20 protein-coding genes and 1 riboswitch are annotated in these 22027 nt (G+C 64.1%); of the genes, 10 read left to right on the forward strand and 10 right to left on the reverse strand.

All coding sequences use genetic code 11. The features are described from left to right. Positions 1-270 precede the first annotated feature (270 nt). The 6 genes from fba to tkt all read right to left on the reverse strand — a co-directional run bounded on the left by fba (position 271) and on the right by tkt (position 6417). Positions 271-1335, reverse strand: coding sequence for a class II fructose-bisphosphate aldolase (gene fba, locus AC5QPF_RS29495; RefSeq protein ID WP_009399343.1), 1065 nt, complete (start codon positions 1333-1335; stop codon positions 271-273). 103 nt (positions 1336-1438) lie between these two features. Continuing rightward, entirely contained in the window at positions 1439-1756 is a 318-nt protein-coding gene (locus AC5QPF_RS29500; protein WP_494961112.1) for an MliC family protein, read from the reverse strand. A gap of 50 nt (positions 1757-1806) precedes the next feature. After that, positions 1807-2025 carry a hypothetical protein gene (locus tag AC5QPF_RS29505; RefSeq protein WP_458979442.1) on the reverse strand — a complete coding sequence of 73 codons (219 nt, stop codon included), beginning with the start codon at positions 2023-2025 and terminating at the stop codon, positions 1807-1809. 32 nt (positions 2026-2057) lie between these two features. After that, positions 2058-3221: a phosphoglycerate kinase gene (locus AC5QPF_RS29510; RefSeq protein ID WP_494961113.1), complete on the reverse strand. Its 1164-nt coding sequence runs from the start codon at positions 3219-3221 to the stop codon at positions 2058-2060. Between the two features lie 12 nt (positions 3222-3233). After that, complete coding sequence (gene epd, locus AC5QPF_RS29515; protein WP_494961114.1) at positions 3234-4301, reverse strand: erythrose-4-phosphate dehydrogenase; 1068 nt, start codon at positions 4299-4301, stop codon at positions 3234-3236. A 118-nt stretch (positions 4302-4419) separates the two neighbouring features. Continuing rightward, positions 4420-6417 (reverse strand): transketolase, encoded by a 1998-nt coding sequence (gene tkt, locus AC5QPF_RS29520; protein ID WP_494961115.1) that lies wholly within the window; start codon positions 6415-6417, stop codon positions 4420-4422. A 260-nt stretch (positions 6418-6677) separates the two neighbouring features. Here tkt and AC5QPF_RS29525 point away from each other — a divergent pair, with 260 nt between their 5' ends. The 4 genes from AC5QPF_RS29525 (at position 6678) to AC5QPF_RS29540 (ending at position 11158) form a co-directional block, all read left to right on the forward strand. Further along, a complete protein-coding gene (locus AC5QPF_RS29525; protein WP_494961116.1) occupies positions 6678-7673 on the forward strand; it encodes a metalloregulator ArsR/SmtB family transcription factor in 996 nt (331 codons plus the stop codon). Positions 7674-7691: 18 nt separating this feature from the next. Next, positions 7692-8882 (forward strand): methionine adenosyltransferase, encoded by a 1191-nt coding sequence (gene metK / locus AC5QPF_RS29530; protein ID WP_009399333.1) that lies wholly within the window; start codon positions 7692-7694, stop codon positions 8880-8882. A gap of 150 nt (positions 8883-9032) precedes the next feature. Then, positions 9033-10706 (forward strand): NAD-dependent DNA ligase LigB, encoded by a 1674-nt coding sequence (gene ligB / locus AC5QPF_RS29535; RefSeq protein ID WP_494961117.1) that lies wholly within the window; start codon positions 9033-9035, stop codon positions 10704-10706. A 56-nt stretch (positions 10707-10762) separates the two neighbouring features. Beyond that, positions 10763-11158: a DUF1090 family protein gene (locus AC5QPF_RS29540; RefSeq protein WP_494961118.1), complete on the forward strand. Its 396-nt coding sequence runs from the start codon at positions 10763-10765 to the stop codon at positions 11156-11158. A gap of 112 nt (positions 11159-11270) precedes the next feature. Here the strand turns inward: AC5QPF_RS29540 and AC5QPF_RS29545 are convergent, their stop codons facing one another. Beyond that, positions 11271-11720 carry a cytochrome c gene (locus tag AC5QPF_RS29545; protein WP_494961119.1) on the reverse strand — a complete coding sequence of 150 codons (450 nt, stop codon included), beginning with the start codon at positions 11718-11720 and terminating at the stop codon, positions 11271-11273. A gap of 129 nt (positions 11721-11849) precedes the next feature. On the opposite strand from AC5QPF_RS29545, the gene mltA reads away from it, so the two are divergent. Next, the gene (mltA, locus tag AC5QPF_RS29550) at positions 11850-13007 is read left to right on the forward strand and encodes an MltA domain-containing protein (RefSeq protein ID WP_494961120.1); all 1158 of its coding nucleotides are present in this window, start codon (positions 11850-11852) and stop codon (positions 13005-13007) included. Positions 13008-13105: 98 nt separating this feature from the next. On the opposite strand, the gene AC5QPF_RS29555 is transcribed toward mltA, so the two are convergent. Next, the gene (locus tag AC5QPF_RS29555; protein ID WP_494961121.1) at positions 13106-13492 is read right to left on the reverse strand and encodes an MAPEG family protein; all 387 of its coding nucleotides are present in this window, start codon (positions 13490-13492) and stop codon (positions 13106-13108) included. Between the two features lie 35 nt (positions 13493-13527). Continuing rightward, positions 13528-14361, reverse strand: coding sequence for an EamA family transporter (locus AC5QPF_RS29560; RefSeq protein ID WP_494961122.1), 834 nt, complete (start codon positions 14359-14361; stop codon positions 13528-13530). A gap of 194 nt (positions 14362-14555) precedes the next feature. Between AC5QPF_RS29560 and AC5QPF_RS29565 the strand changes: the two genes are divergently transcribed. Continuing rightward, a complete protein-coding gene (locus tag AC5QPF_RS29565) occupies positions 14556-15797 on the forward strand; it encodes a cation:proton antiporter domain-containing protein (RefSeq protein ID WP_494961123.1) in 1242 nt (413 codons plus the stop codon). Positions 15798-15893: 96 nt separating this feature from the next. On the opposite strand, the gene AC5QPF_RS29570 is transcribed toward AC5QPF_RS29565, so the two are convergent. Beyond that, entirely contained in the window at positions 15894-16295 is a 402-nt protein-coding gene (locus AC5QPF_RS29570) for an acyl-CoA thioesterase (protein ID WP_003257757.1), read from the reverse strand. A 209-nt stretch (positions 16296-16504) separates the two neighbouring features. Next, positions 16505-16605, forward strand: a riboswitch (S-adenosyl-L-homocysteine riboswitch). 20 nt (positions 16606-16625) lie between these two features. Here AC5QPF_RS29570 and ahcY point away from each other — a divergent pair. From ahcY to rhlE2, 4 genes are all read left to right on the forward strand, one after another. Further along, the gene (gene ahcY / locus AC5QPF_RS29575; protein WP_494961124.1) at positions 16626-18035 is read left to right on the forward strand and encodes an adenosylhomocysteinase; all 1410 of its coding nucleotides are present in this window, start codon (positions 16626-16628) and stop codon (positions 18033-18035) included. Between the two features lie 108 nt (positions 18036-18143). Continuing rightward, on the forward strand, positions 18144-18989 hold the full coding sequence (gene metF, locus AC5QPF_RS29580) for a methylenetetrahydrofolate reductase [NAD(P)H] (protein WP_494961125.1): 846 nt from the start codon (positions 18144-18146) through the stop codon (positions 18987-18989). Positions 18990-19059: 70 nt separating this feature from the next. After that, a complete protein-coding gene (locus AC5QPF_RS29585; protein WP_494961126.1) occupies positions 19060-19845 on the forward strand; it encodes a transporter substrate-binding domain-containing protein in 786 nt (261 codons plus the stop codon). Between the two features lie 188 nt (positions 19846-20033). After that, entirely contained in the window at positions 20034-21935 is a 1902-nt protein-coding gene (gene rhlE2 / locus AC5QPF_RS29590) for an RNA helicase RhlE2 (RefSeq protein ID WP_494961127.1), read from the forward strand. Positions 21936-22027 lie beyond the last annotated feature (92 nt).

A 22027-nucleotide genomic window follows, 5' to 3' on the forward strand; every position in this document is an offset into this window, starting at 1 on the left:
TCGTAGGCCGCGTAGCCCCGGCAGGCGCCGGAGGGAGGGGACCCGCAGCGCAGCGCAGGGCCGGATGCAGGAGCAAGCGGTTTTCGTCTATTTTGCCAAGACAAAATGGACCCGCCGTAGAGGCGGAAGGGGCCGGTGGCTTCGCCGCCCGCAATGGATAAGCTCGCGATACCGATACCGCCACTAAACCCAAAGCTTCCCGGTATTCCGTGATGAACCATAAAAAAGGGACCGCTTTTGGCGGTCCCCCTTTCTTTACGCAACCCGGACTCAGTTGACCTTGGCGGCCAGCTCGCCCTTGGCGTAGCGCAGGTACATCTCGTCCAGCGACACCGGCTTGATCTTCGAAGCGTTGCCGGCGGTGCCGAAGGCTTCGTAACGGGCGATGCAGATGTCACGCATGGCTTCGACGGTCTTGGCGAAGTATTTGCGCGGGTCGAACTCGGACTTGTTCTGCTCCAGGAAGCGACGGATCGCACCGGTGGACGCCAGACGCAGGTCAGTGTCGATGTTGACCTTGCGCACGCCGTGCTTGATGCCTTCGACGATTTCCTCGACCGGCACGCCGTAGGTCTCTTTGATGTCGCCGCCGAACTCGTTGATGATCGCCAGCCAGTCCTGTGGAACCGAGGACGAACCGTGCATCACCAGGTGGGTGTTCGGAATGCGCTGGTGGATCGCCTTGATGCGGTCGATCGCCAGGATGTCGCCGGTAGGCGGCTTGGTGAACTTGTAGGCACCGTGGCTGGTACCGATGGCGATGGCCAGGGCGTCGACCTGGGTCTTCTTGACGAAGTCCGCGGCTTCTTCCGGGTCGGTCAGCATCTGGCTGTGATCCAGGATGCCTTCGGCGCCAACGCCGTCTTCTTCACCGGCCTGACCGGTTTCCAGGCTGCCCAGGCAACCCAGCTCGCCTTCCACGGAAACGCCGCAGGCGTGGGCGAATGCCACGGTCTGCTGGGTCACGCGGACGTTGTACTCGTAGTCGGACGGGGTCTTGCCGTCTTCACGCAGCGAGCCGTCCATCATTACCGAGCTGAAGCCCAGCTGGATCGAGCGCTGGCAGACGTCGGGGCTGGTGCCGTGGTCCTGGTGCATGCACACCGGGATGTGCGGGAATTCTTCGATAGCGGCCAGGATCAGGTGGCGCAGGAACGGCGCACCAGCGTATTTGCGGGCACCGGCGGAAGCCTGGACGATCACCGGGGAGTCGGTCTTGTCGGCCGCTTCCATGATGGCGCGCATCTGCTCGAGGTTGTTGACGTTAAAAGCCGGAACGCCGTAACCGAATTCGGCGGCGTGGTCCAGCATCTGGCGCATGCTAATGAGTGCCATTGTGTATCTCTCTCCCGACAAGCGTCGTTATTTCGTGCAAGCCTGCCGCAACGGCGGATTGCTGTTCAAGTTGTGTGGGCCGCCGCAAGGCCGGCCCGGCCAGTCACGGTGCCTTGCAGCCCCGCCCTATCAGATCGTTGGTCGCCACCCAGTACACCAGGCCCTCATCGCCCTTGGTGTGCAAGGCCAGCACGCCATCGCTGTACAGCGCCCCGGAACCCGCCGGCTCAGGTTTGAGCCGGTAGACCTGGTCGCCGCCGCCAAGGCGCACGTCCATGTCGTTGCCGACCTGGCGCCAGAGCACCTGGGCCTTGCTATCGCAGACCCAGGTGGTCCAGTTGTCGGCCACCGGGGGCTCGGACTTGAAGCTTGCGCATCCGGCGAGCACTGCCATGGCCACCACGGCCAGAACACCTTTCATCCAATCCCTCCAGCAGACCACAAAGCGGGTGACAGGTTGTCGCGAACCGATCAAGGGCATCCCTTGGCCCGGCGTTGGTGTTCGTCGTCGTACTTTTCCAGGCCGTCAGGGCCGAGGCGCTTGTTGATCACCGGCGCGGTCTCGGCCTGCCATTCGGACTGGTAGCAACCGCCCTTCTCGGCGGCGGGCGTACCGGGAGCGGCGTCCGGCGTGCTGGAGCAGGCGCCCAGCGCGGCGGTCATGACCAACAGTGACAGTCGCTTGATCATTGCTTCGCTCCCTTTCCCTGGTGCCGGACGCTTCAGGCCTTGGCCCGCTGTTCCAGCACTTCGACCGCTGGCAGGACCTTGCCCTCGACGAATTCGAGGAAGGCGCCGCCACCGGTAGAAATGTAGGAGATATCGGCTGCCACGCCATATTTGTCGATGGCCGCCAGGGTGTCGCCGCCACCGGCGATGGAGAATGCGGCGCTGTCAGCGATGGCCTTGGCCAGGGTCTTGGTGCCGTTGCCGAACTGATCGAACTCGAAGACGCCGACCGGACCGTTCCACAGGATGGTCTTCGACGATTTCAGCAGTTCAGCGAACTGCTCGGCAGTTTTCGGGCCAATGTCCAGGATCATGTCGTCGTCGGCCACATCAGCCACGGATTTGACGGTCGCTTCGGCGTCTTCGGCGAAGGCCTTGGCCACCACCACGTCGACCGGCAGCGGCACGTTGACCTTGGCCGCGATGGCCTTGGCGGTGTCGACCAGGTCGGCTTCGTACAGCGACTTGCCGACCTTGTGGCCAGCAGCAGCGAGGAAGGTGTTGGCGATGCCGCCGCCGACGATCAGCAGGTCGCAGATCTGGCTCAGGCTGTTCAGCACGTCCAGCTTGGTGGAAACCTTGGAGCCGGCGACGATGGCCGCCATCGGCTTGGCCGGGGCCTTCAGGGCCTTGCCCAGGGCATCCAGCTCGGCAGCCAGCAGCGGGCCGGCTGCGGCGACCTTGGCGAACTTGGCGACGCCATGGGTCGAACCCTCGGCACGGTGCGCGGTACCAAAGGCGTCCATGACGAACACGTCGCACAGCGCGGCGTATTTCTGCGCCAGCTCGTCGGCGTTCTTCTTCTCGCCCTTGTTGAAGCGCACGTTCTCGAACAGGACGATGTCGCCGGCCTTCAGCTCGACGCCATCCAGATAGTCGGCCACCAGCGGCACTTCACGACCGAGGGCCTTGCTCAGGTAGTCGGCGACCGGTTTCAGGCTGTTCTCGGCAGAGAACTCGCCTTCGGTCGGACGACCCAGGTGCGAGCAGACCATCACCGCCGCGCCCTTCTCCAGGGCCAGCTTGATGGTCGGCAGCGAAGCGAGGATGCGCGCATCGCTGGCAACCACACCGTCCTTCACAGGGACGTTGAGGTCTTCGCGGATCAGTACGCGCTTACCTTGCAGGTCGAGGTCGGTCATCTTCAAAACGGTCATGAATGCAGTCCTTCAGGGCTGTTTGGCGGTGGTGCGGTGGGTGTCAACGACGCGCAGATAATGGTCGGCGACGTCGAGCATACGGTTGGCGAACCCCCATTCGTTGTCGAACCAGGCCAGCAGGTTCACCAGGCGTGGGCCGGAAACTCGGGTCTGGCTAGCATCGACGATGGCCGAATGCGGGTCATGGTTGAAATCGCAACTGGCATGGGGCAGCTCGGTGTAAGCCAGCAATCCCCGCAGCGGGCCGCTGGTGGCGGCTTCGCGCAACACCTGGTTGACCTCGGCGGCCGTGGTATCGCGACGCACCTGCAGGGTGATGTCCAGGCACGACACGTTGACCGTCGGCACCCGCACGGCTTTGGCCTGGATTCGCCCGACAAGTTCCGGAAGCAGGCGCTCGATGCCGCGGGCAAGACCGGTGGACACCGGGATCACCGACTGGAACGCCGAACGGGTGCGGCGCAGGTCTTCATGGTGATAGGCGTCGATCACCGGCTGGTCGTTCATCGCCGAGTGAATGGTGGTGATCGACACGTAGTCGATGCCGAAGGCCTGGTCCAGCACGCGCAGCAGCGGCACGCCGCAGTTGGTGGTGCAGGAGGCGTTGGAAACCAGGGTCTCGGCGCCGGTCAGGCAGTCCTGATTGATGCCGTAGACCACGGTGGCGTCGACATCGCCTTCACTGGCCATGGGTTGCGAGAACAATACCCGCGGCGCGCCGGCGTCGAGGAAACGCTGGCCGTCGGCACGGGTGTTGTAGGCCCCGGAGCATTCCAGCACCAGGTCGACGTCCAGCGCCGCCCAGTCGATGCCCTCGGGAGTGGCGCTGCGCAAAACCTTCACGCAGTCGCCATTGATATGCAGACAGTCGCCATCGACCTTCACCTCGCCGGGGAAACGCCCGTGGGTGGAGTCGAAGCGAGTCAGGTATTCGAGACTGGCCTGGTCGGCCAGATCATTCAGCGCGACGATCTCGAAGCCCGCCTTTGCCCCGCGTTCGACCAGTGCGCGCAGGACACAACGACCGATACGGCCGTAACCATTGAGTGCAACTTTGTAGGGACGCGGTTGGGGCATTGGGGGACTCACGGACAGATCCATCGGTACAACCTGCAGAATTCAGGGTTCCATTCGCGGGCAAGCCCGCTCCTGATGGAGCGGGCTTGTCGGGACGAGCGGACTGCAGGTCCTTACATCAGTCTTCCAGCAGCTCTTCGGCGGTACCCAGGATGTTTTCCAGGGTGAAGCCGAATTCCTCGAACAGCGCGCCGGCCGGAGCCGATTCACCGTAGGTGGTCATGCCGATGACGCGGCCTTCCAGGCCGACGTACTTGTACCAGAAGTCGGCATGGGCGGCTTCGATGGCGATACGCGCGCCAACCTGCACCGGCAGTACCGATTGCTTGTAGGCAGCGTCCTGGGTGTCGAACACGCTGGTGCTCGGCATCGACACCACGCGGACCTTGCGGCCCTGCTCGCTCAGCTTGTTGAACGCCTGGACGGCCAGGCCCACTTCGGAACCGGTGGCGATCAGGATCAGCTCAGGCTCGCCGGCGCAGTCCTTCAGGACATAGCCACCACGGGCGATATCGGCGATCTGCTGGGCGTCGCGGTCCTGATGCTGCAGGTTCTGACGCGAGAAGATCAGCGCCGAAGGGCCGTCCTTGCGCTCCAGGGCGAACTTCCAGGACACCGCCGATTCGACGGCGTCGGCCGGACGCCAGGTGTCCAGGTTCGGCGTGCTGCGCAGGCTGGTCAACTGCTCGATCGGCTGGTGGGTCGGGCCGTCTTCGCCCAGACCGATGGAGTCGTGGGTGTAGACGTGGATCACGCGCTGCTTCATCAGGGCCGACATGCGCACGGCGTTGCGGGCGTACTCCATGAACATCAGGAAGGTCGCGCCGTAAGGCACCAGGCCGCCATGCAGGGCGACGCCGTTCATGATCGCGGTCATGCCGAACTCGCGCACGCCGTAGAACATGTAGTTGCCGTTGGCATCTTCGGCGCTGACGCCCTTGCAGCCTTTCCACAGGGTCAGGTTGGAACCGGCGAGGTCGGCGGAGCCGCCCAGCAGTTCAGGCAGCAGCGGGCCGAAGGCATTCAGGGTGTTCTGGCTGGCCTTGCGGCTGGCGATGGTCTCGCCCTTGGCAGCGACTTCCTGGATGTAGGCGGCGGCCTTCTCGGCGAAGTCGGCTGGCAGCTCGCCGTTCAGGCGGCGCTTCAGCTCGCTGGCCAGCTCAGGGAACGCGGCGGCGTAGGCGTCGAAGCGCTTGTTCCACTCGGCTTCGAGCTTGGCGCCGGCGTCGCGGGCATTCCACTCGGCGTAGATGTCGGCAGGGATTTCGAACGGACCGTGGTTCCAGTTCAGTTCCTTGCGCGCCAGGGCGATTTCGTCGTTGCCCAGCGGAGCGCCGTGGCAGTCTTCCTTGCCCTGCTTGTTCGGCGAGCCGAAGCCGATGATGGTCTTGCAGCAGATCAGGGTCGGCTGCGCGCTCTTGCGCGCGGTCTCGATGGCGGTCTTGATCTCGTCGGCGTCGTGGCCGTTGACGTTGCGGATCACCTGCCAGTTGTAGGCTTCGAAACGCTTCGGCGTGTCGTCGGTGAACCAGCCTTCGACTTCGCCGTCGATGGAGATGCCGTTGTCGTCGTAGAAGGCGATCAGCTTGCCCAGGCCCAGGGTGCCGGCCAGCGAAGCGACTTCGTGGGAGATGCCTTCCATCATGCAGCCGTCGCCGAGGAACACATAGGTGTTGTGGTCGACGACGTCATGGCCTTCACGGTTGAACTGGGCGCCCAGCACCTTCTCGGCGATGGCGAAGCCCACGGCGTTGGCCAGGCCCTGGCCCAGCGGGCCGGTGGTGGTCTCGACGCCCGGGGTGTAGCCGAACTCCGGGTGGCCCGGGGTGCGGCTGTGCAACTGGCGGAAGCTCTTCAGGTCGTCGATCGACAGGTCGTAGCCGGTCAGGTGCAGCAGCGAATAGATCAGCATGGAACCGTGGCCGTTCGACAGGACGAAACGGTCGCGGTCGGCGAAGGCCGGGTTGTTCGGGTTGTGCTTCAGAAAGTCACGCCACAGGACCTCGGCGATATCCGCCATGCCCATTGGGGCACCGGGATGGCCGCTGTTGGCTTTCTGCACGGCATCCATGCTGAGGGCACGAATGGCGTTGGCACGCTCACGACGGCTGGGCATCGCTTGTCTCCTGGAAAACTGAAAAGGGAGTGACGGAAAAAAAGGCGGCCATTTTCGCCCAGGCACACCTCCCGGGGCAATCACGGATGGTCGAACTGGAACGATTTTCCTGCGATTGCACGGCGATTCCGTGGTTTGACCGACGAAACAGCCGAAAATGCCGGCCGCGTCGGCAGTTTTCGCTCCGCCCATCGCGCAATATCAAAACTTTTTGATATTGGTCTTGCGACGCCGGTTGGCCATGACTAGACTGCCGGCCCATGAACATTCGCGTACCCGTTCCCGAGCAGCAGCAAAGCGAACGCCTGGCGGCCCTGTGCAAGGCCGGCGGTGATCCCCTGCGCCTGAACGTGTTGCGCGCCCTGGCCAACGACTCGTTCGGCGTGCTGGAACTGGCGCAGATCTTCGCCATCGGCCAGTCCGGCATGAGCCACCACCTCAAGGTGCTGGCCCAGGCCGAGCTGGTGGCGACCCGCCGCGAAGGCAACGCGATCTTCTACCGCCGCGCCCTGCCCGACAGCCTGAGCCTGGGCGGCAAGCTGCACGCCGCGCTGCTCGAAGAAGTCGACGGCTTGCCGCTGCCCGGCGAGATGCAGGTGCGCATCGGCCAGGTCCAGCAGCGCCGCGCGGCCACCAGCCAGGACTTCTTCCTGCGCGTCGAAGAGAAATTCCGCGCCCAGCAGGACCTGATCGCCGGCCTCGCCCAGTACCGCGAAAGCCTCCTCGCCCTGCTCGACAAACTGAGCTTCGAACCCGGCGCCACGGCGCTGGAAGTCGGCCCGGGCGATGGCGAATTCCTCCCCGAACTGGCCCGCCGCTTCGCCCAGGTCACCGCGCTGGACAACAGCCCGACCATGCTCGACCTGGCGCGCCAGGTCTGCCAGCGCGAACGCCTGGCTAACGTAAACCTGCAACTGGCCGATGCCCTCAGTACGACTGACGCCCAGGCCGATTGCGTGGTGCTGAACATGGTCCTGCACCACTTCAGCGATCCGGCCGCCGCGCTCGTGCAACTGGCCGGACGTGTCAAACCAGGCGGCAGCCTGTTGCTTACCGAGTTGTGCAGCCACGACCAGGGTTGGGCCCGCGAAGCCTGCGGCGACCTCTGGCTGGGCTTTGAACAGGACGACCTGCTTCGTTGGGCGTGCGCTGCGGGACTGGCTCCCGGAGACAGCCTCTATGTGGGCTTACGTAATGGTTTCCAGCTCCAGGTCCGCCATTTCCAGCGGCCGACTGGCAACAATCACCCTTTTTAAATTCAGGAACCCGTCGAGATGAGCGAATACTCCCTTTTCACCTCCGAGTCCGTATCTGAAGGTCACCCGGACAAGATCGCCGACCAGATTTCCGACGCGGTGCTGGATGCCATCATCGCGCAAGACAAATACGCCCGCGTGGCCTGCGAGACCCTGGTGAAGACCGGTGTCGCCATCATCGCCGGCGAAGTCACCACCTCGGCCTGGGTCGACCTGGAAGACATCGTCCGTAACGTCATCACCGACATCGGCTACAACAGCTCCGACGTCGGCTTCGACGGCGCCACTTGCGCAGTGATGAACATCATCGGCAAGCAGTCCGTGGACATCGCCCAGGGCGTCGACCGCAGCAAGCCGGAGGACCAGGGTGCCGGCGACCAGGGCCTGATGTTCGGCTACGCCAGCAATGAAACCGACGTGCTGATGCCTGCGCCGATCTGCTTCTCCCACCGTCTGGTCGAGCGCCAGGCCGAAGCCCGCAAGTCCGGCCTGCTGCCATGGCTGCGTCCGGATGCCAAGTCGCAGGTCACCTGCCGTTACGAAGGCGGCAAGGTGGTCGGTATCGACGCGGTGGTCCTGTCGACCCAGCACAACCCGGAAGTCTCGCAGAAAGACCTGCAGGAAGCGGTGATGGAGCTGATCGTCAAGCACACCCTGCCGGCCGAGCTGCTGCACAAGGGCACCCAGTTCCACATCAACCCGACCGGCCAGTTCATCATCGGCGGCCCGGTGGGTGACTGCGGCCTGACCGGTCGCAAGATCATCGTCGACAGCTACGGCGGCATGGCCCGTCACGGTGGTGGCGCGTTCTCCGGCAAGGACCCGTCCAAGGTCGACCGTTCGGCGGCCTACGCCGGTCGCTACGTGGCCAAGAACATCGTTGCCGCCGGCCTGGCCGAGCGTTGCGAAATCCAGGTCTCCTACGCCATCGGCGTGGCCCAGCCGACCTCGATCTCGCTGAACACCTTCGGCACCGGCAAGATCTCCGACGAGAAGATCGTCCAGCTGGTGCGCGAGTGCTTCGACCTGCGTCCGTACGCCATCACCACCATGCTCGACCTGCTGCACCCGATGTACCAGGAAACCGCTGCCTACGGTCACTTCGGCCGTACCCCGCAGCAGAAGACCGTGGGGGACGACACCTTCACCACCTTCACCTGGGAACGTACCGACCGCGTCGACGCCCTGCGCGCCGCTGCCGGCCTGTAACACTCGGTAATCGCTGTCACGAAAGCCCCGGCCAGTGCTCTGGCCGGGGCTTTTTTGTACCTGGGAAAAATGTCCTGACAAAGCTGAACGGGCAGTTTGCGCAGGCCTTTCTAGGCTGGGGTTGTCTTCCCCGGAGCAAGGACGCTCGCCATGCCACGCCTCATCGCCCTCCTGCTGTTCTCCCTGACCCTGCCCGCGTTCGCCAGCGTCTGTCCCGACTGGCCGCAAGAGACAGCCACCGAACGGATCGGCGCCTTGCAGTCGCGCATCGACCAGTGGGACATCGACTACCACAGCCTCGGCCAGTCATCGATCAGCGACGAACTCTACGACCAGTACCGCGCCCGCCTGGAGCGGCTGCGCACCTGCTTTCCCGGCAACGGCGCGGAGGCTGGCAACCCGCTGGCCAGTGCCGCCGGACCTGTGCGCCACCCCGTGGCCCACACCGGACTGGGCAAACTCGCCGACGATCAGGCAGTCGCGGCCTGGCTGAATGGCCGCAAGCAGCTGTGGATCCAGCCGAAGGTGGATGGCGTGGCGGCCACCCTGGTGTATCGCGGCGGCCAGCTGGTGCAGGTGATCAGCCGTGGCGACGGCATCCATGGCCACGACTGGAGCCGGCATATCCCGGCGTTCCCCGTCGCCCTGCGCGAACTGGCCAAGGCCCGCGACCTGACCCTGCAGGGTGAACTGTTCTGGCGTCTGGACGGGCATGTCCAGGCCGAAGCCGGGAGCCTCAACGTACGCAGTCGCGTCGCCGGGCTGATGGCGCGACAGGTCATCAGCCCTGAAGACGCGGCAGCCCTGGACCTGTTCGTCTGGGCCTGGCCCAACGGTCCTCAGGACTTGCGCCAGCGCTTCACCCAACTGACCGCTCTCGGTCTGCCCAACACCGAGCATTTCAGCCAGCCCGTCGCCAGCCTCGAAGAGGCCGCGCACTGGCGACAGCACTGGTACCGCTCGCCCCTGCCCTTCGCCAGCGACGGCGTGGTCCTGCAGCAGGGCCGGCAACCGCCAGCGATGCGCTGGCAGGCTGGCTCGTCGCACTGGAGCGCGGCCTGGAAGTACCCGTTCGCCAAAGCGCTGGCGCAGGTGCGCGGGGTGGACTTCCGGGTCGGGCGGACCGGGCGGATCACTCCGCTGGTCCACGTCGAGCCGGTCCGCCTTGACGATCGCCTGGTGCGCCGGGTCAGTGTCGGCTCGCTGCAACGCTGGGAGGAACTGGATATCCAGCCGGGCGACCAGGTGCTCATCAGCCTGGCGGGGCTGACCATTCCCCAGGTCGACGAGGTGCTGCAACAGGGCTCGCGCGACGAGCCAGTAACGCCGCCGCAAGCGGGCGACTATCACGCCCTCAGTTGCTGGCAGCCGAGCCAGGGTTGCCAGGAACAGTTCATCGCCCGGCTGGAATGGCTGGCGGGCAAGCAGGGCCTGGACATGCCAGGGGTCGGGACGGGCACCTGGCGCAAACTGCTGGAGGCCGGGCGCCTGGACAGCCTGGATGGCTGGGTCGGGCTGCTGGCGGACGATCTGGTGCAAATCGACGGTATTGCCGAGCGCAGCAGCCAGCAACTGTACGGCGCATTCCAGGCGGCCCGGGCACAACCTTTCACACGCTGGGCCCGGGCGCTGGGGGTACCGGCGCCGACGCGGCTGGCGCTGGGAGATTCCTGGGCGTCGCTGGCCGGGCGCAGCGCAGAGCGATGGCAGGAAGAACCGGGGGTGGGGCCGCTGCGAGCACGGCAACTGGTAGCATTTTTCGAGCACCCGCAGGTCCGCAGTCTTGCTGCTCGTCTGGCTGAACAGGCAATCGAGGGTTTCTAAATCTCGTGGATCAGGGCAGCATCACAGGTTCTGCCTGCCCGATGACGGAGCCTCAAATGAAATCGACTTCCCTGCTTGCCCTGTTCAGCGCCTGCGCCCTGCTGGCCGCGCCTGCCTTCGCCATCGAGGAACAGCCAGGCCTCACCGGCTGCGCTGCCAAGCAGCAGAGCATCAGCGCACAGATCGAGCAGGCCCGCAGCCATGGCAACGCCGAGCAACAGGCCGGCCTGGAAAAGGCCCTGAGCGAAGTGCAAGCACACTGCACCGACGCCGGGTTGCGCAAAGAGCGCGAACAGAAGGTGCTGGATGCCCGCCACGAAGTGGCGCAGCGCAAGAAGGACCTGGACAAGGCCATGAAGAAAGGCGACGCGGAGAAGATCAACAAGCGCAAGGACAAGCTGGCGGAGGCCAACAAGGAACTGCAGTCGGCGTTGCAGGAGCTGGATCAGTAACCAGGTCCGACGCCATCGCGGGCAACGCCCGCTCCCACAGGTTCTAGGTCCGCCGCGATCCTTGTGGGAGCGGGCGTTGCCCGCGAAAGGACCGCAAAGCGGTCCCGGAACATCAATGGTTACGAAATTCCGTATGACAGGCTTTGCACGCCGCCTCGACCTTGTCCATCGGCGCCTGCACCGTTTCGGCCTTTAAAGGCTGGGCCTTGCTAGCCACCACCAACTCCCCCGTCGCCCCTTCCAACTGCCGCGCCAGTTCCTGGAAGCGTGCCTGTTTCTCCCAGACATCCGCCCGCGCGCTGGTATCATCCGTCTCCTTGACCTGTGGGAAATGCTTCCACGGCTCGTGGGACAGTGCATCAAGCTTCACCGCACCATCGGCGAACTTCTGCCCATCGAAGGCCAGGCGCCCGCGGAGCATGCCGCCCATGTCCTCGCTGGTCTTGAGCATTTGCTTGAAGATCGCCTTGCGCTGGCCCAGCGGCGAGTTCGGATCGACGCCGCCACAGGCGGTCAAGGTCAGGCAGGCCAACAGTACGACGGAACAACGTTTGAGCATCATGGTCATCGGCTCACGGTAAAAAAGGCGGCCAGTATCCTCGCCTGACCGGCAAAGACCAATACCCCCATGAAAAACATGGATTGTGCGCTTGCTTTCATCGGCGGCGCCGGTCCCCAAGGAAATACCCGCATGAACATCCCCCTGCGCCGCCTCGGCTGGATCCTTTCCCTGTTCGCCCTGCTCGCCGGCTGCAATGGCGGCGCCCCGGAGAAATCCAAACCGCACCCGATCGCTACCTACACCCATGCCACCTGGCAAGACCTGCCGACAGTCACCGACAGCGACCTGGTGGCTGGTTTCGAGGCCTGGCGCAGCGCCTGCCAGCGGCTGAAGAACGATGCGGTATGGGGCCCAACCTGCGCCGCCGCAGCCAACGTGCCGGCGGATGCGCGCAAGATCGGTGAATTCCTCGGTGCCCAGCTGGAGGTCTATAGCCTGCGCTCGGCGGAAAACAGCACCAACGGCCTGATCACCGGTTACTACGAACCCGTGTATCCGGGCAGCGAAACCCGCACCGAACGCGCCCATGTGCCGGTCTATGGCATCCCGGACGACCTGATCGTGGTCAACCTCGACAGTGTCTACCCCGAGCTCAAGGGCAAGCGCCTGCGTGGCCGTCTCGAAGGCCGGGTGCTCAAGCCCTACGACACCGCCGAAGTGATCCAGCGCCAGGGCCTGAATGCCCCAGTGGTGGCCTGGCTGACAGATCCGATGGACCTGCAGTTCCTGCAGATCCAGGGTTCGGGCCGGGTTCAACTGGACAGCGGCCGACAGCTACGGCTGGGTTACGCCGATCAGAACGGTCACCCTTATCGCCCGGTGGGGCGCTGGCTCGTCGAGCAGGGCCAGTTGAATAAGGAAGACGTGACCATGGGCGCCATCCATGCCTGGGCCCAGGCCAATCCGGCGCGGGTGCCGGAGCTGCTGGCGAGCAACCCGAGCTATGTGTTCTTCAGCACCCGCCCGGACAGCAACGAAGGCCCGCGCGGTTCGCTGAACGTGCCGTTGACTGCGGGCTACAGCGTGGCGATCGACCGCAAGGTGATTCCGTTGGGCAGCCTGTTGTGGCTGAACACAACGCGCCCGGATGGCAGCCCGGTGGTGCGGCCGGTGGCGGCGCAGGACACTGGTGGCGCGATTACCGGCGAGGTGCGTGCTGACCTGTTCTGGGGGACTGGCCAGGCGGCGGGGGAACTGGCGGGGAACATGAAGCAGCAGGGGCAGATCTGGTTGCTGTGGCCGAAGGGGATGGCGTTGCCTGAGATGCCGCAGACCGAATCCAAATAAGCCGGCTTGACGCGGACCTTGTGGGAGCGGGTGAACCCGCTCCCACAAGGTCCGCGTCGAGCATTCGATCTATGTTGGACTCCCACAGAGTTCGCGTATCAGACTGACGCCACAAAGAAACTCACGATCAACCCCACCCCCACGAACCACACCAGCGACCTCAACGCCGCCCAGTCCGCCAGGTAGCAGATGATGTAGAGCAACCGACTGGTGATGAACAGCACCGCCAGCACATCCTGGGTCACCTGCTCGGCATTGCCCACCACATCGGCAATCAGCACCGCAGCGATAAAGGCCGGAAGAATTTCGAAGCTGTTCAATTGCGCCGAATGAGCGCGTCGCGGCAAGCCTTCCAGGGTTTCCTGGAACGCCCGTGGATCATGGTTCTGCCGCAGGTTGAAGCGTCCACTGGCCACCTTGGCCAGGGTGGTGCACAGGTAGGGCAGAATCAGCGCGATCAGCACGCACCAGAAAGCGACAGTCATGGTCAGGTCCTTCTCAGTTGGAAAACAGGGGGCGGTCAGAGCTTCATCACCAGCATGCCAACCAGCACCAGGGCACAGGCTAAGAGCCTGGGCCCGCCGAAAGGTTCTTTGAGGTAGCGCATGCCCATCAGCACCACGAGGATCACGCTGACCTCGCGCAGCGCCGCCGCCTCCGCCACCGAGCCCAGGTGCATGGCCCAGAGCACCAGAGCGTAGCTCAGCAAGACGCAGACGCCGACCGCCAGCCCGAGCTTCCACTGGGTGCGCCAGAACATCACGAACGGCCCGCGTCGCGCCACGCTGGCGATCACCGGGAATGGCAGGGAGCAAGCCAGGGTCAGCCACACCAGGTAGTCCAGCGGCTGCGCCCAGCGGCGAATAGCCTGGCCATCGAGCCAGGTGTAGCAACCGATGCACAGGCCGATCAGTACCACCACCGGCAGCATGCTCCAGGGCAGGCGGTCACCACCGCCCCCATGCCAGAGCAGGCAAGCCATGCCGCAAGGAATCAGGAGGATGCCGAAGATCTGCTGACCACTCAGGTGCTCGCCGGCGAACATCAGAGTCAGGGCCAACACCACCAGTGGCGACAGTCCGCGCATCAACGGATAGACCAGACCCAGGTCGCCGACCTTGTAAGCCTGGATCAGCAGGAAACGGTAGAGCAGTTCGCACAGCGCCGACGCCAGCAGCCACGGCCAGATTTCCGCTGGCGGCAGGTCGACGAAACCCACCATCACCACAGCGAACACCAGCGCCACGCTGTCCATGCTGGCGATCATCAGCAAGCGCTCGCCACTGAACTTGACCAGGGTGTTCCAGGTTGCATGCAGCAGTGCCGCGACGAGCACCAGGGAGGTCGCTACCACGTTTCGATTCCTTCGCCATCCACGGACCGTGTCCGTGCACCAGACGGCGGAGTTTCAACCACTCGCAACAAAACAGCCAGCACGCTGTCAATCGCGACATTGAAAAAAACTGTGTCCCAAAGCGATCAAAAGGCCATCAAACCTTATGTCCGCCGCAAGCGGGCACAGAATCGGAAGCCAATACAGGAACCAGGATGCTCGAGTTAGTTGCCGCGTTTATCTGCCTCACCACTCTCCTCACTTACGTGAATTACCGCTTCATCGGCCTGCCGCCGGCCATCGGCGTGATGGTCACCGCCCTGCTGTTCTCCCTGATGCTCCAAGGCCTGAGCCTGATCGGCTTCCCCGGCCTGGAAGAACGGGTCGAAGGCCTGATGAACCAGATCGATTTCAACGACCTGCTGATGCACTGGATGCTGTCGTTCCTGCTGTTCGCCGGCGCCCTGCACGTCAACCTCGGCGACCTGCGCAGCTACCGCTGGCCGATCGGCCTGCTGGCCACCCTCGGCGTGCTGATCGCGACGGTGGTCATCGGTTACCTCGCCCACTGGGTGTTCGCCCTGTTTGGCTGGAACGTCAGCCTGATCTACTGCCTGCTGTTCGGCACACTGATCTCGCCGACCGATCCGATCGCGGTGCTCGGCGCGCTGCGGACCGCCAATGCCTCAAAGCCGCTGAAGACCACCATCGTCGGCGAGTCGCTGTTCAACGACGGCACCGCGGTGGTGGTGTTCACCGTCCTGCTGGGCATCATCCAGCTCGGCGAAGCGCCCAGCGTTGCCGATACTGCGGTCCTGTTCGCCCGCGAAGCCATCGGCGGAGTGATCTTCGGTGGCCTGATCGGCTACGCCACCTACCGCATGATCAAGAGCATCGAGCAGTACCAGGTCGAGGTGATGCTGACCCTGGCCCTGGTCATCGGTGGTTCGGCGATGTGCTACGAATTGCACGTGTCGGCGCCAATCGCCATGGTGGTCGCCGGCCTGATCATCGGCAACCTGGGGCGCAACCTGGCGATGAATGACATGACCCGGCGCTACATGGACGGTTTCTGGGAGTTGATCGACGACATGCTCAACGCCCTGCTGTTCGCCCTGATCGGCCTGGAACTGCTACTGCTCCCGTTCAACTGGATGCACCTGGCGGCCGGTGGCGTGCTGGCGGTGGCGGTGCTGGCTTCACGGCTGCTGACCGTGGCCCCGGCCATCATCCTGCTGCGGCGCTGGCGCAGCGTGCCGAAAGGCACCGTGCGGGTACTGACCTGGGGTGGCTTGCGGGGCGGGGTGTCGGTGGCCCTGGCGCTGTCGCTGCCGATGGGGGATGAGCGGGACCTGTTGCTGAGCATCACCTACATCGTGGTGCTGTCGTCGATCCTGGTGCAGGGGTTGACGGTGGGGCGGGTTGTGAAAGGGGTCAGCGAGCAGCCTGCAACCTGATAGACCGCTATCGCTGGCAAGCCAGCTCCCACAGGGTTCAGCGGCGCCGCGGACACTGTGGGAACTGGCTTGCCAGCGATGAGGCCCTCAAGTCAGTCACTCGACGGCGCTGTCCGGGAACTGGTCCTGGATGTACTTGATCTCGGTCCGCCCATGGGCCGCCGGCAAGCCGTCCTCGCCCAGGTTGACAAAGACCATCTTGTCCACGGTCAGGATCGCCTTGCGGGTGATCTTGTTGCGCACTTCGCACTTGAGCGTGATCGAGGTGCGGCCAAACTCGGTGGCGGTGATGCCCAGCTCGATGATGTCGCCCTGGCGCGAAGCGCTGACGAAGTTGATCTCGGAAATGTACTTGGTCACCACGCGCTGGTTGCCCAGCTGGACGATCGCGTAGATCGCCGCCTCTTCGTCGATCCAGCGCAGCAGGCTGCCACCGAACAGGGTGCCATTGGGGTTGAGGTCTTCGGGTTTTACCCACTTGCGGGTATGGAAGTTCATGCGTGCTCCTAAATCGGCCTGGCATGTCAAGAATGGGCCTTCGCGACCCTGCCACTACAGGTTAGCCCCTTTTCCCCGCGCCTTGACCATGACCTTTGTAGGCCCTTTGTCGCAAGCAGCATTTTTGTCCTTGGGCCGTCACGAAAGCCCGGCTATAATCCCCGCGTTTTTATCCGGCGCCGACCCTCTGCGGTCGACGCTCCCGCCACCCGACCGAGGGGCGCTGCAGCAGGTTCGATCCTGTCAGGCTCGGTCGGGGCGTTGTCCGCAGACCACGCGGACGCTCAACGCACAACGGCGCCCATTCGCACACTACGAATGGAGGCTCTAATGAGCGCTGTAAACACGCCTGCAGGTTTCACCGACTACAAGGTCGCCGACATCTCCCTGGCCGCCTGGGGCCGTCGCGAAACCATCATCGCCGAGTCGGAAATGCCTGCGCTGATGGGCCTGCGCCGCAAGTACCAGGAAGAGCAGCCACTCAAGGGCGCGAAAATCCTCGGCTGCATCCACATGACCATCCAGACCGCCGTGCTGATCGAAACCCTGGTTGCCCTGGGTGCCGAAGTGCGCTGGTCGTCCTGCAACATCTTCTCCACCCAGGACCAGGCCGCTGCCGCCATCGCCGCCGCCGGCATCCCTGTGTTCGCCTGGAAAGGTGAAACCGAAGAAGAATACGAGTGGTGCATCGAGCAGACCATCCTCAAGGACGGTCAGCCATGGGACGCCAACATGATCCTCGACGACGGCGGCGACCTGACCGAGATCCTGCACAAGAAATACCCGGCGATGCTGGACAAGATCCACGGCGTCACCGAAGAGACCACCACCGGCGTGCACCGCCTGCTGGACATGCTGGCCAAGGGCGAGCTGAAGATCCCGGCGATCAACGTCAACGACTCGGTCACCAAGAGCAAGAACGACAACAAGTACGGCTGCCGTCACAGCCTGAACGATGCCATCAAGCGCGGTACCGACCACCTGCTGTCGGGCAAGCAGGCCCTGGTGATCGGCTACGGTGACGTGGGCAAGGGCTCCGCCCAGTCGCTGCGTCAGGAAGGCATGATCGTCAAGGTCACCGAAGTCGACCCGATCTGCGCCATGCAGGCCTGCATGGACGGTTTCGAAGTGGTCTCGCCGTTCAAGGACGGCATCAACGACGGCACCGAAGCCAGCATCGACGCGGCTCTGCTGGGCAAGATCGACCTGATCGTCACCACCACCGGTAACGTCAACGTCTGCGACGCCAACATGCTGAAAGCGCTGAAAAAACGCGCCGTGGTCTGCAACATCGGTCACTTCGACAACGAGATCGACACCGCCTTCATGCGCAAGAACTGGGCATGGGAAGAGGTCAAGCCACAGGTGCACAAGATCCACCGCACCGGTCACGGCGACTTCGATCCGCATAACGATGACTACCTGATCCTGCTGGCCGAAGGCCGCCTGGTGAACCTGGGCAACGCCACCGGTCACCCAAGCCGTATCATGGACGGTTCCTTCGCCAACCAGGTCCTGGCGCAGATCTTCCTGTTCGCACAGAAGTTCGCCGATCTGAACGCCGAGCAGAAGGCCGAACGCCTGACTGTTGAAGTACTGCCGAAGAAACTCGACGAGGAAGTGGCCCTGGAAATGGTTCGCGGCTTCGGCGGCGTGATCACCCAGCTGACCCCGAAACAGGCCGAGTACATCGGCGTGACTGTCGAAGGTCCATTCAAGCCACACGCCTACCGCTACTAACAGCAGCTGCAAGCGGCACGTAGCAAGGCTCAAGCAGAAGCGGTTCGCGCCGCTCCTGCTTTTTTCTTGCAGCCTGCCGCTTGAGGCTTGCGGCTGAAGGAACTTCAAATGACTCAGGAACGCCGTTACAGCTTCGAGTTCTTCCCGACCAAGACCGACGCTGGACATGAAAAACTGCTGGCCACCGCTCGTACCCTGGCCAGCTACAACCCGGATTTTTTCTCCTGCACCTACGGGGCCGGTGGCTCGACCCGCGACCGCACCCTGAACACCGTGCTGCAGCTGGAAAGCGAAGTGAAGGTCCCTGCCGCGCCGCACCTTTCGTGCGTCGGCGACAGCAAGGCCGAACTGCGCGCCCTGCTGGCCCAGTACAAGGCTGCCGGGATCAAGCGCATCGTCGCCCTGCGCGGTGACCTGCCGTCGGGCATGGGCATGGCCAGCGGCGAGCTGCGCTACGCCAACGAACTGGTGGAGTTCATCCGCCAGGAAACCGACGACCAGTTCCACATCGAAATTGCCGCCTACCCGGAGATGCATCCGCAGGCACGCAACTTCGAGGACGACCTGGCCAACTTCGTGCGCAAGGCCAATGCCGGCGCCGACAGCGCCATCACCCAGTACTTCTTCAACGCCGAAAGCTACTTCTACTTCGTCGAACGCGTGCAGAAGCTCGGGGTGAAGATCCCGGTAGTGCCGGGGATCATGCCGATCACCAACTACAGCAAGCTGGCCCGTTTCTCCGACGCCTGCGGCGCCGAGATCCCGCGCTGGATCCGCAAGCAGCTGGAAGCCTACGGCGACGACGCCAAGAGCATCCAGGCCTTCGGTGAAGAGGTCATCACCCAGATGTGCGAGCAACTGCTGCAAGGCGGCGCACCGGGTCTGCACTTCTACACCCTGAACCAGGCCGAACCTAGCCTGGCGATCTGGAACAACCTGAAGCTGCCGCGCTGATCCCCCAAGCGGCGATGATGCCTGTATCCTTCAGCGTCATCGCCGCTTCCGGCCTCCCGGCCTGTCTACCATGCCCTATTTCGCCCGCCTGCTGACCGTTGTGCTGTTGAGCTGCATGAGCCTGCTGGCCCGTGCCGAACAGTTGCGCATCGTCACCGACCCCTGGGCGCCCTATGTGTACGAGGAAAACGGTGAGCCGAAGGGCATCGACTACGAGGTCACCGCAGAAGTGTTCCGCCGCCTCGGCATCGAAGTGCGCTGGGAATTCATGCCGTGGCGCCGCTGCCTGCTGATGATCGAACAGGGGCTGGCCGACGGGGTGATGGACATCTTCCAGACCGCCCACCGTGACAGCCTGCTGTACTATCCGAGCGAGCCGCTGTCGGAGGTCGAATTCGTGCTGTTCCAGGCCAACGCCCGGCCACATCCGGTGAACCGCCTGGAAGATCTCGAAGGCCTGACCGTCGGCACCTCCCCCGGCTACAACTATGGCGACGCCTTCCTCGACTCGACGCTGTTCCGTCGCGAGTCGGCGGCCACCCAGGAAGCCAACTTCGGCAAGCTGCAGCTTGGACGCATCGACCTGCTGATCACCGACCGCCGCGTCGGCCGCTTCATGGTCAACCAGCTTGGCCTGCAGGACCAGGTCACGGAGCTGCCGCTGGTGATCTACCGCCAGCCGCAATACTTCGCGGTACGCCGCAACGCCGGTATGGACCTGCTGGCCCAGCGCTTCGCCGCCGAGCTGCGGCGCTTCAAGCGCGAACCAGCCTACGCCGAGCTGCAAACGCGTTATCACGTTGTCATGCCGGTCTCTACAGAAACCGTTGAGCAGCAGGAACGCAGCACTCCCTGATTGCTCTGTTATACTCGGGCTTTTCCGCCAGGCTTACGCCCGGACGCTGGCCTCGACAGACGACATCCCAACCCCCGGATGCGCACCCTGGACCAGCAGGACCGGACGCGACAGCATCGACCCGATGCCCTTCGCGCCAGGCACGATCATCCCCATCGGGCACAGTCCCCACTAGAACAGGATTTCTCATGTCCTTTGCTTCCCTCGGTCTCTCCGAGGCTCTAGTCCGCGCTATCGAGGCTGCCGGTTATACGCAGCCGACTCCGGTGCAACAGCGGGCCATTCCCGCCGTGTTGCAAGGTCGCGACCTGATGGTCGCGGCACAGACAGGTACTGGCAAAACCGGCGGCTTCGCCCTGCCGATTCTCGAACGCCTGTTCCCCGGTGGTCACCCTGACAAGTCCCAGCGCCATGGCCCGCGCCAACCGCGCGTACTGGTCCTGACCCCGACCCGCGAACTGGCGGCCCAGGTCCACGACAGCTTCAAGATCTACGCGCGCGACCTGAAATTCGTCAGTGCCTGCATCTTCGGCGGCGTCGGCATGAACCCGCAGGTCCAGGCCATGGCCCGTGGTGTAGACGTGCTGGTAGCCTGTCCCGGGCGCCTGCTCGACCTGGCCGGCCAGGGCAGCGTCGACCTCAGCCACGTCGAGATCCTGGTCCTGGACGAAGCCGACCGCATGCTCGACATGGGTTTCATCCACGATGTGAAGAAAGTCCTCGCCCGCCTGCCGGCGAAACGCCAGAACCTGCTGTTCTCGGCGACCTTCTCCAAGGACATCACCGACCTCGCCGACAAGCTCCTGCACAACCCGGAACGCATCGAAGTCACGCCGCCGAATACCACGGTCGAGCGTATCGAACAGCGCGTATTCCGCTTGCCGGCCAGCCACAAGCGCGCCCTGCTGGCGCACCTGATCACCGCCGGCGCGTGGGAACAGGTGCTGGTCTTCACCCGCACCAAGCACGGCGCCAACCGCCTGGCCGAGTACCTGGAAAAGCACGGCCTGACCGCCGCCGCGATCCACGGCAACAAGAGCCAGAATGCCCGCACCAAGGCCCTCGCCGACTTCAAGTCGGGCGCGGTGCGGATCATGGTCGCCACCGATATCGCCGCCCGCGGCCTGGATATCGACCAACTGCCCCATGTGGTCAACTTCGAACTGCCCAACGTCGAGGAAGATTACGTCCACCGTATCGGCCGTACCGGCCGTGCGGGCCGCTCCGGCGAGGCCATCTCGCTGGTCGCGCCGGATGAAGAGAAGCTGCTCAAGAGCATCGAGCGCGTCACTCGTCAGAAGATTCCGGATGGCGACCTGATGGGCTTCGACTTCGCCGCCGTCGAGGCGGAGAAGCCGGAAGTGCGCGAACCGCGCCCGCAGAACAACCCGCGCCGTGGCCAGCGCGCCGACGGCAGCAACGCCGGTGGCCGCAAGGACAAGGGCAAGGACAAAGGCAAAGAGAAAGACGCCAGCAAGGACGCCAAGCCAGCCGGTGAGAAGCCTGCGGAGAAATCCGCTGGTGGCCGCCAGGAACAGCGCAAGCCACGGAACAAGAAGCCGCGCCAGCAGCAGAACGCCCAGCAACAAGGCAAGCCAGCGGTACCGGCGGACCGTGATCCGGAAGAGTTCCTGGATGACGACGTCGATAACTTCGGCAACCGCGCCGACTACGTCAGCCCGTATCAGAACAAGGGTGGCCAGGGTCGCAATCGTCGTCCGGGCTCCCAGGCCGGTGCCGGCAACGGTGGTGGCCAGCCGCGCAGCAATGGCGGTGCTGGTCAGTCGCGCAGCGGTGGCAGCGCCAATGGCGAAAAGCGCAGCGGTGGTGCACGCAATGGCGGTAGCGGCGGAGCCCGTGATGGCCAGCCGCGTCGCGATGGCGGCAACGCCAACCGCAATCGTCGTCCTGCCCGCGAGGAGCGTCAGGAGCCAGCAGTGCGCAGCCCGCGTGAAGGCCAGTCGCAGAACCAGCCGAAGATCATGCACAAGGAATCGAAGATCGATCGCTTCCCGTCCATGGAACAGCTGGAGCAACTGCCGAGCCGTCCGCGTGGTGAGAAGCCGGCGTTGCTGACGCGCAATCGGTAAAGCAGCTTCAAGTTTCAAGCGGCAAGCCATAAGAAAAAGCCGGCCGGTGAAATGGCTGCTTTTTCTTGCAGCTTGAAACTTTCAGCTTGCAG

The organism is Pseudomonas sp. Con_6, from assembly GCF_059379395.1.

Coding starts and splice junctions, on each gene's coding strand:
- fba (WP_009399343.1), bottom strand. CDS start 1,335: ATGGCACTCATTAGCATGCGCCAGATGCTGGACCACGCCGCCGAATTC.
- AC5QPF_RS29500 (WP_494961112.1), bottom strand. CDS start 1,756: ATGAAAGGTGTTCTGGCCGTGGTGGCCATGGCAGTGCTCGCCGGATGC.
- AC5QPF_RS29505 (WP_458979442.1), bottom strand. CDS start 2,025: ATGATCAAGCGACTGTCACTGTTGGTCATGACCGCCGCGCTGGGCGCC.
- AC5QPF_RS29510 (WP_494961113.1), bottom strand. CDS start 3,221: ATGACCGTTTTGAAGATGACCGACCTCGACCTGCAAGGTAAGCGCGTA.
- epd (WP_494961114.1), bottom strand. CDS start 4,301: ATGCCCCAACCGCGTCCCTACAAAGTTGCACTCAATGGTTACGGCCGT.
- tkt (WP_494961115.1), bottom strand. CDS start 6,417: ATGCCCAGCCGTCGTGAGCGTGCCAACGCCATTCGTGCCCTCAGCATG.
- AC5QPF_RS29525 (WP_494961116.1), top strand. CDS start 6,678: ATGAACATTCGCGTACCCGTTCCCGAGCAGCAGCAAAGCGAACGCCTG.
- metK (WP_009399333.1), top strand. CDS start 7,692: ATGAGCGAATACTCCCTTTTCACCTCCGAGTCCGTATCTGAAGGTCAC.
- ligB (WP_494961117.1), top strand. CDS start 9,033: ATGCCACGCCTCATCGCCCTCCTGCTGTTCTCCCTGACCCTGCCCGCG.
- AC5QPF_RS29540 (WP_494961118.1), top strand. CDS start 10,763: ATGAAATCGACTTCCCTGCTTGCCCTGTTCAGCGCCTGCGCCCTGCTG.
- AC5QPF_RS29545 (WP_494961119.1), bottom strand. CDS start 11,720: ATGATGCTCAAACGTTGTTCCGTCGTACTGTTGGCCTGCCTGACCTTG.
- mltA (WP_494961120.1), top strand. CDS start 11,850: ATGAACATCCCCCTGCGCCGCCTCGGCTGGATCCTTTCCCTGTTCGCC.
- AC5QPF_RS29555 (WP_494961121.1), bottom strand. CDS start 13,492: ATGACTGTCGCTTTCTGGTGCGTGCTGATCGCGCTGATTCTGCCCTAC.
- AC5QPF_RS29565 (WP_494961123.1), top strand. CDS start 14,556: ATGCTCGAGTTAGTTGCCGCGTTTATCTGCCTCACCACTCTCCTCACT.
- AC5QPF_RS29570 (WP_003257757.1), bottom strand. CDS start 16,295: ATGAACTTCCATACCCGCAAGTGGGTAAAACCCGAAGACCTCAACCCC.
- ahcY (WP_494961124.1), top strand. CDS start 16,626: ATGAGCGCTGTAAACACGCCTGCAGGTTTCACCGACTACAAGGTCGCC.
- metF (WP_494961125.1), top strand. CDS start 18,144: ATGACTCAGGAACGCCGTTACAGCTTCGAGTTCTTCCCGACCAAGACC.
- AC5QPF_RS29585 (WP_494961126.1), top strand. CDS start 19,060: ATGCCCTATTTCGCCCGCCTGCTGACCGTTGTGCTGTTGAGCTGCATG.
- rhlE2 (WP_494961127.1), top strand. CDS start 20,034: ATGTCCTTTGCTTCCCTCGGTCTCTCCGAGGCTCTAGTCCGCGCTATC.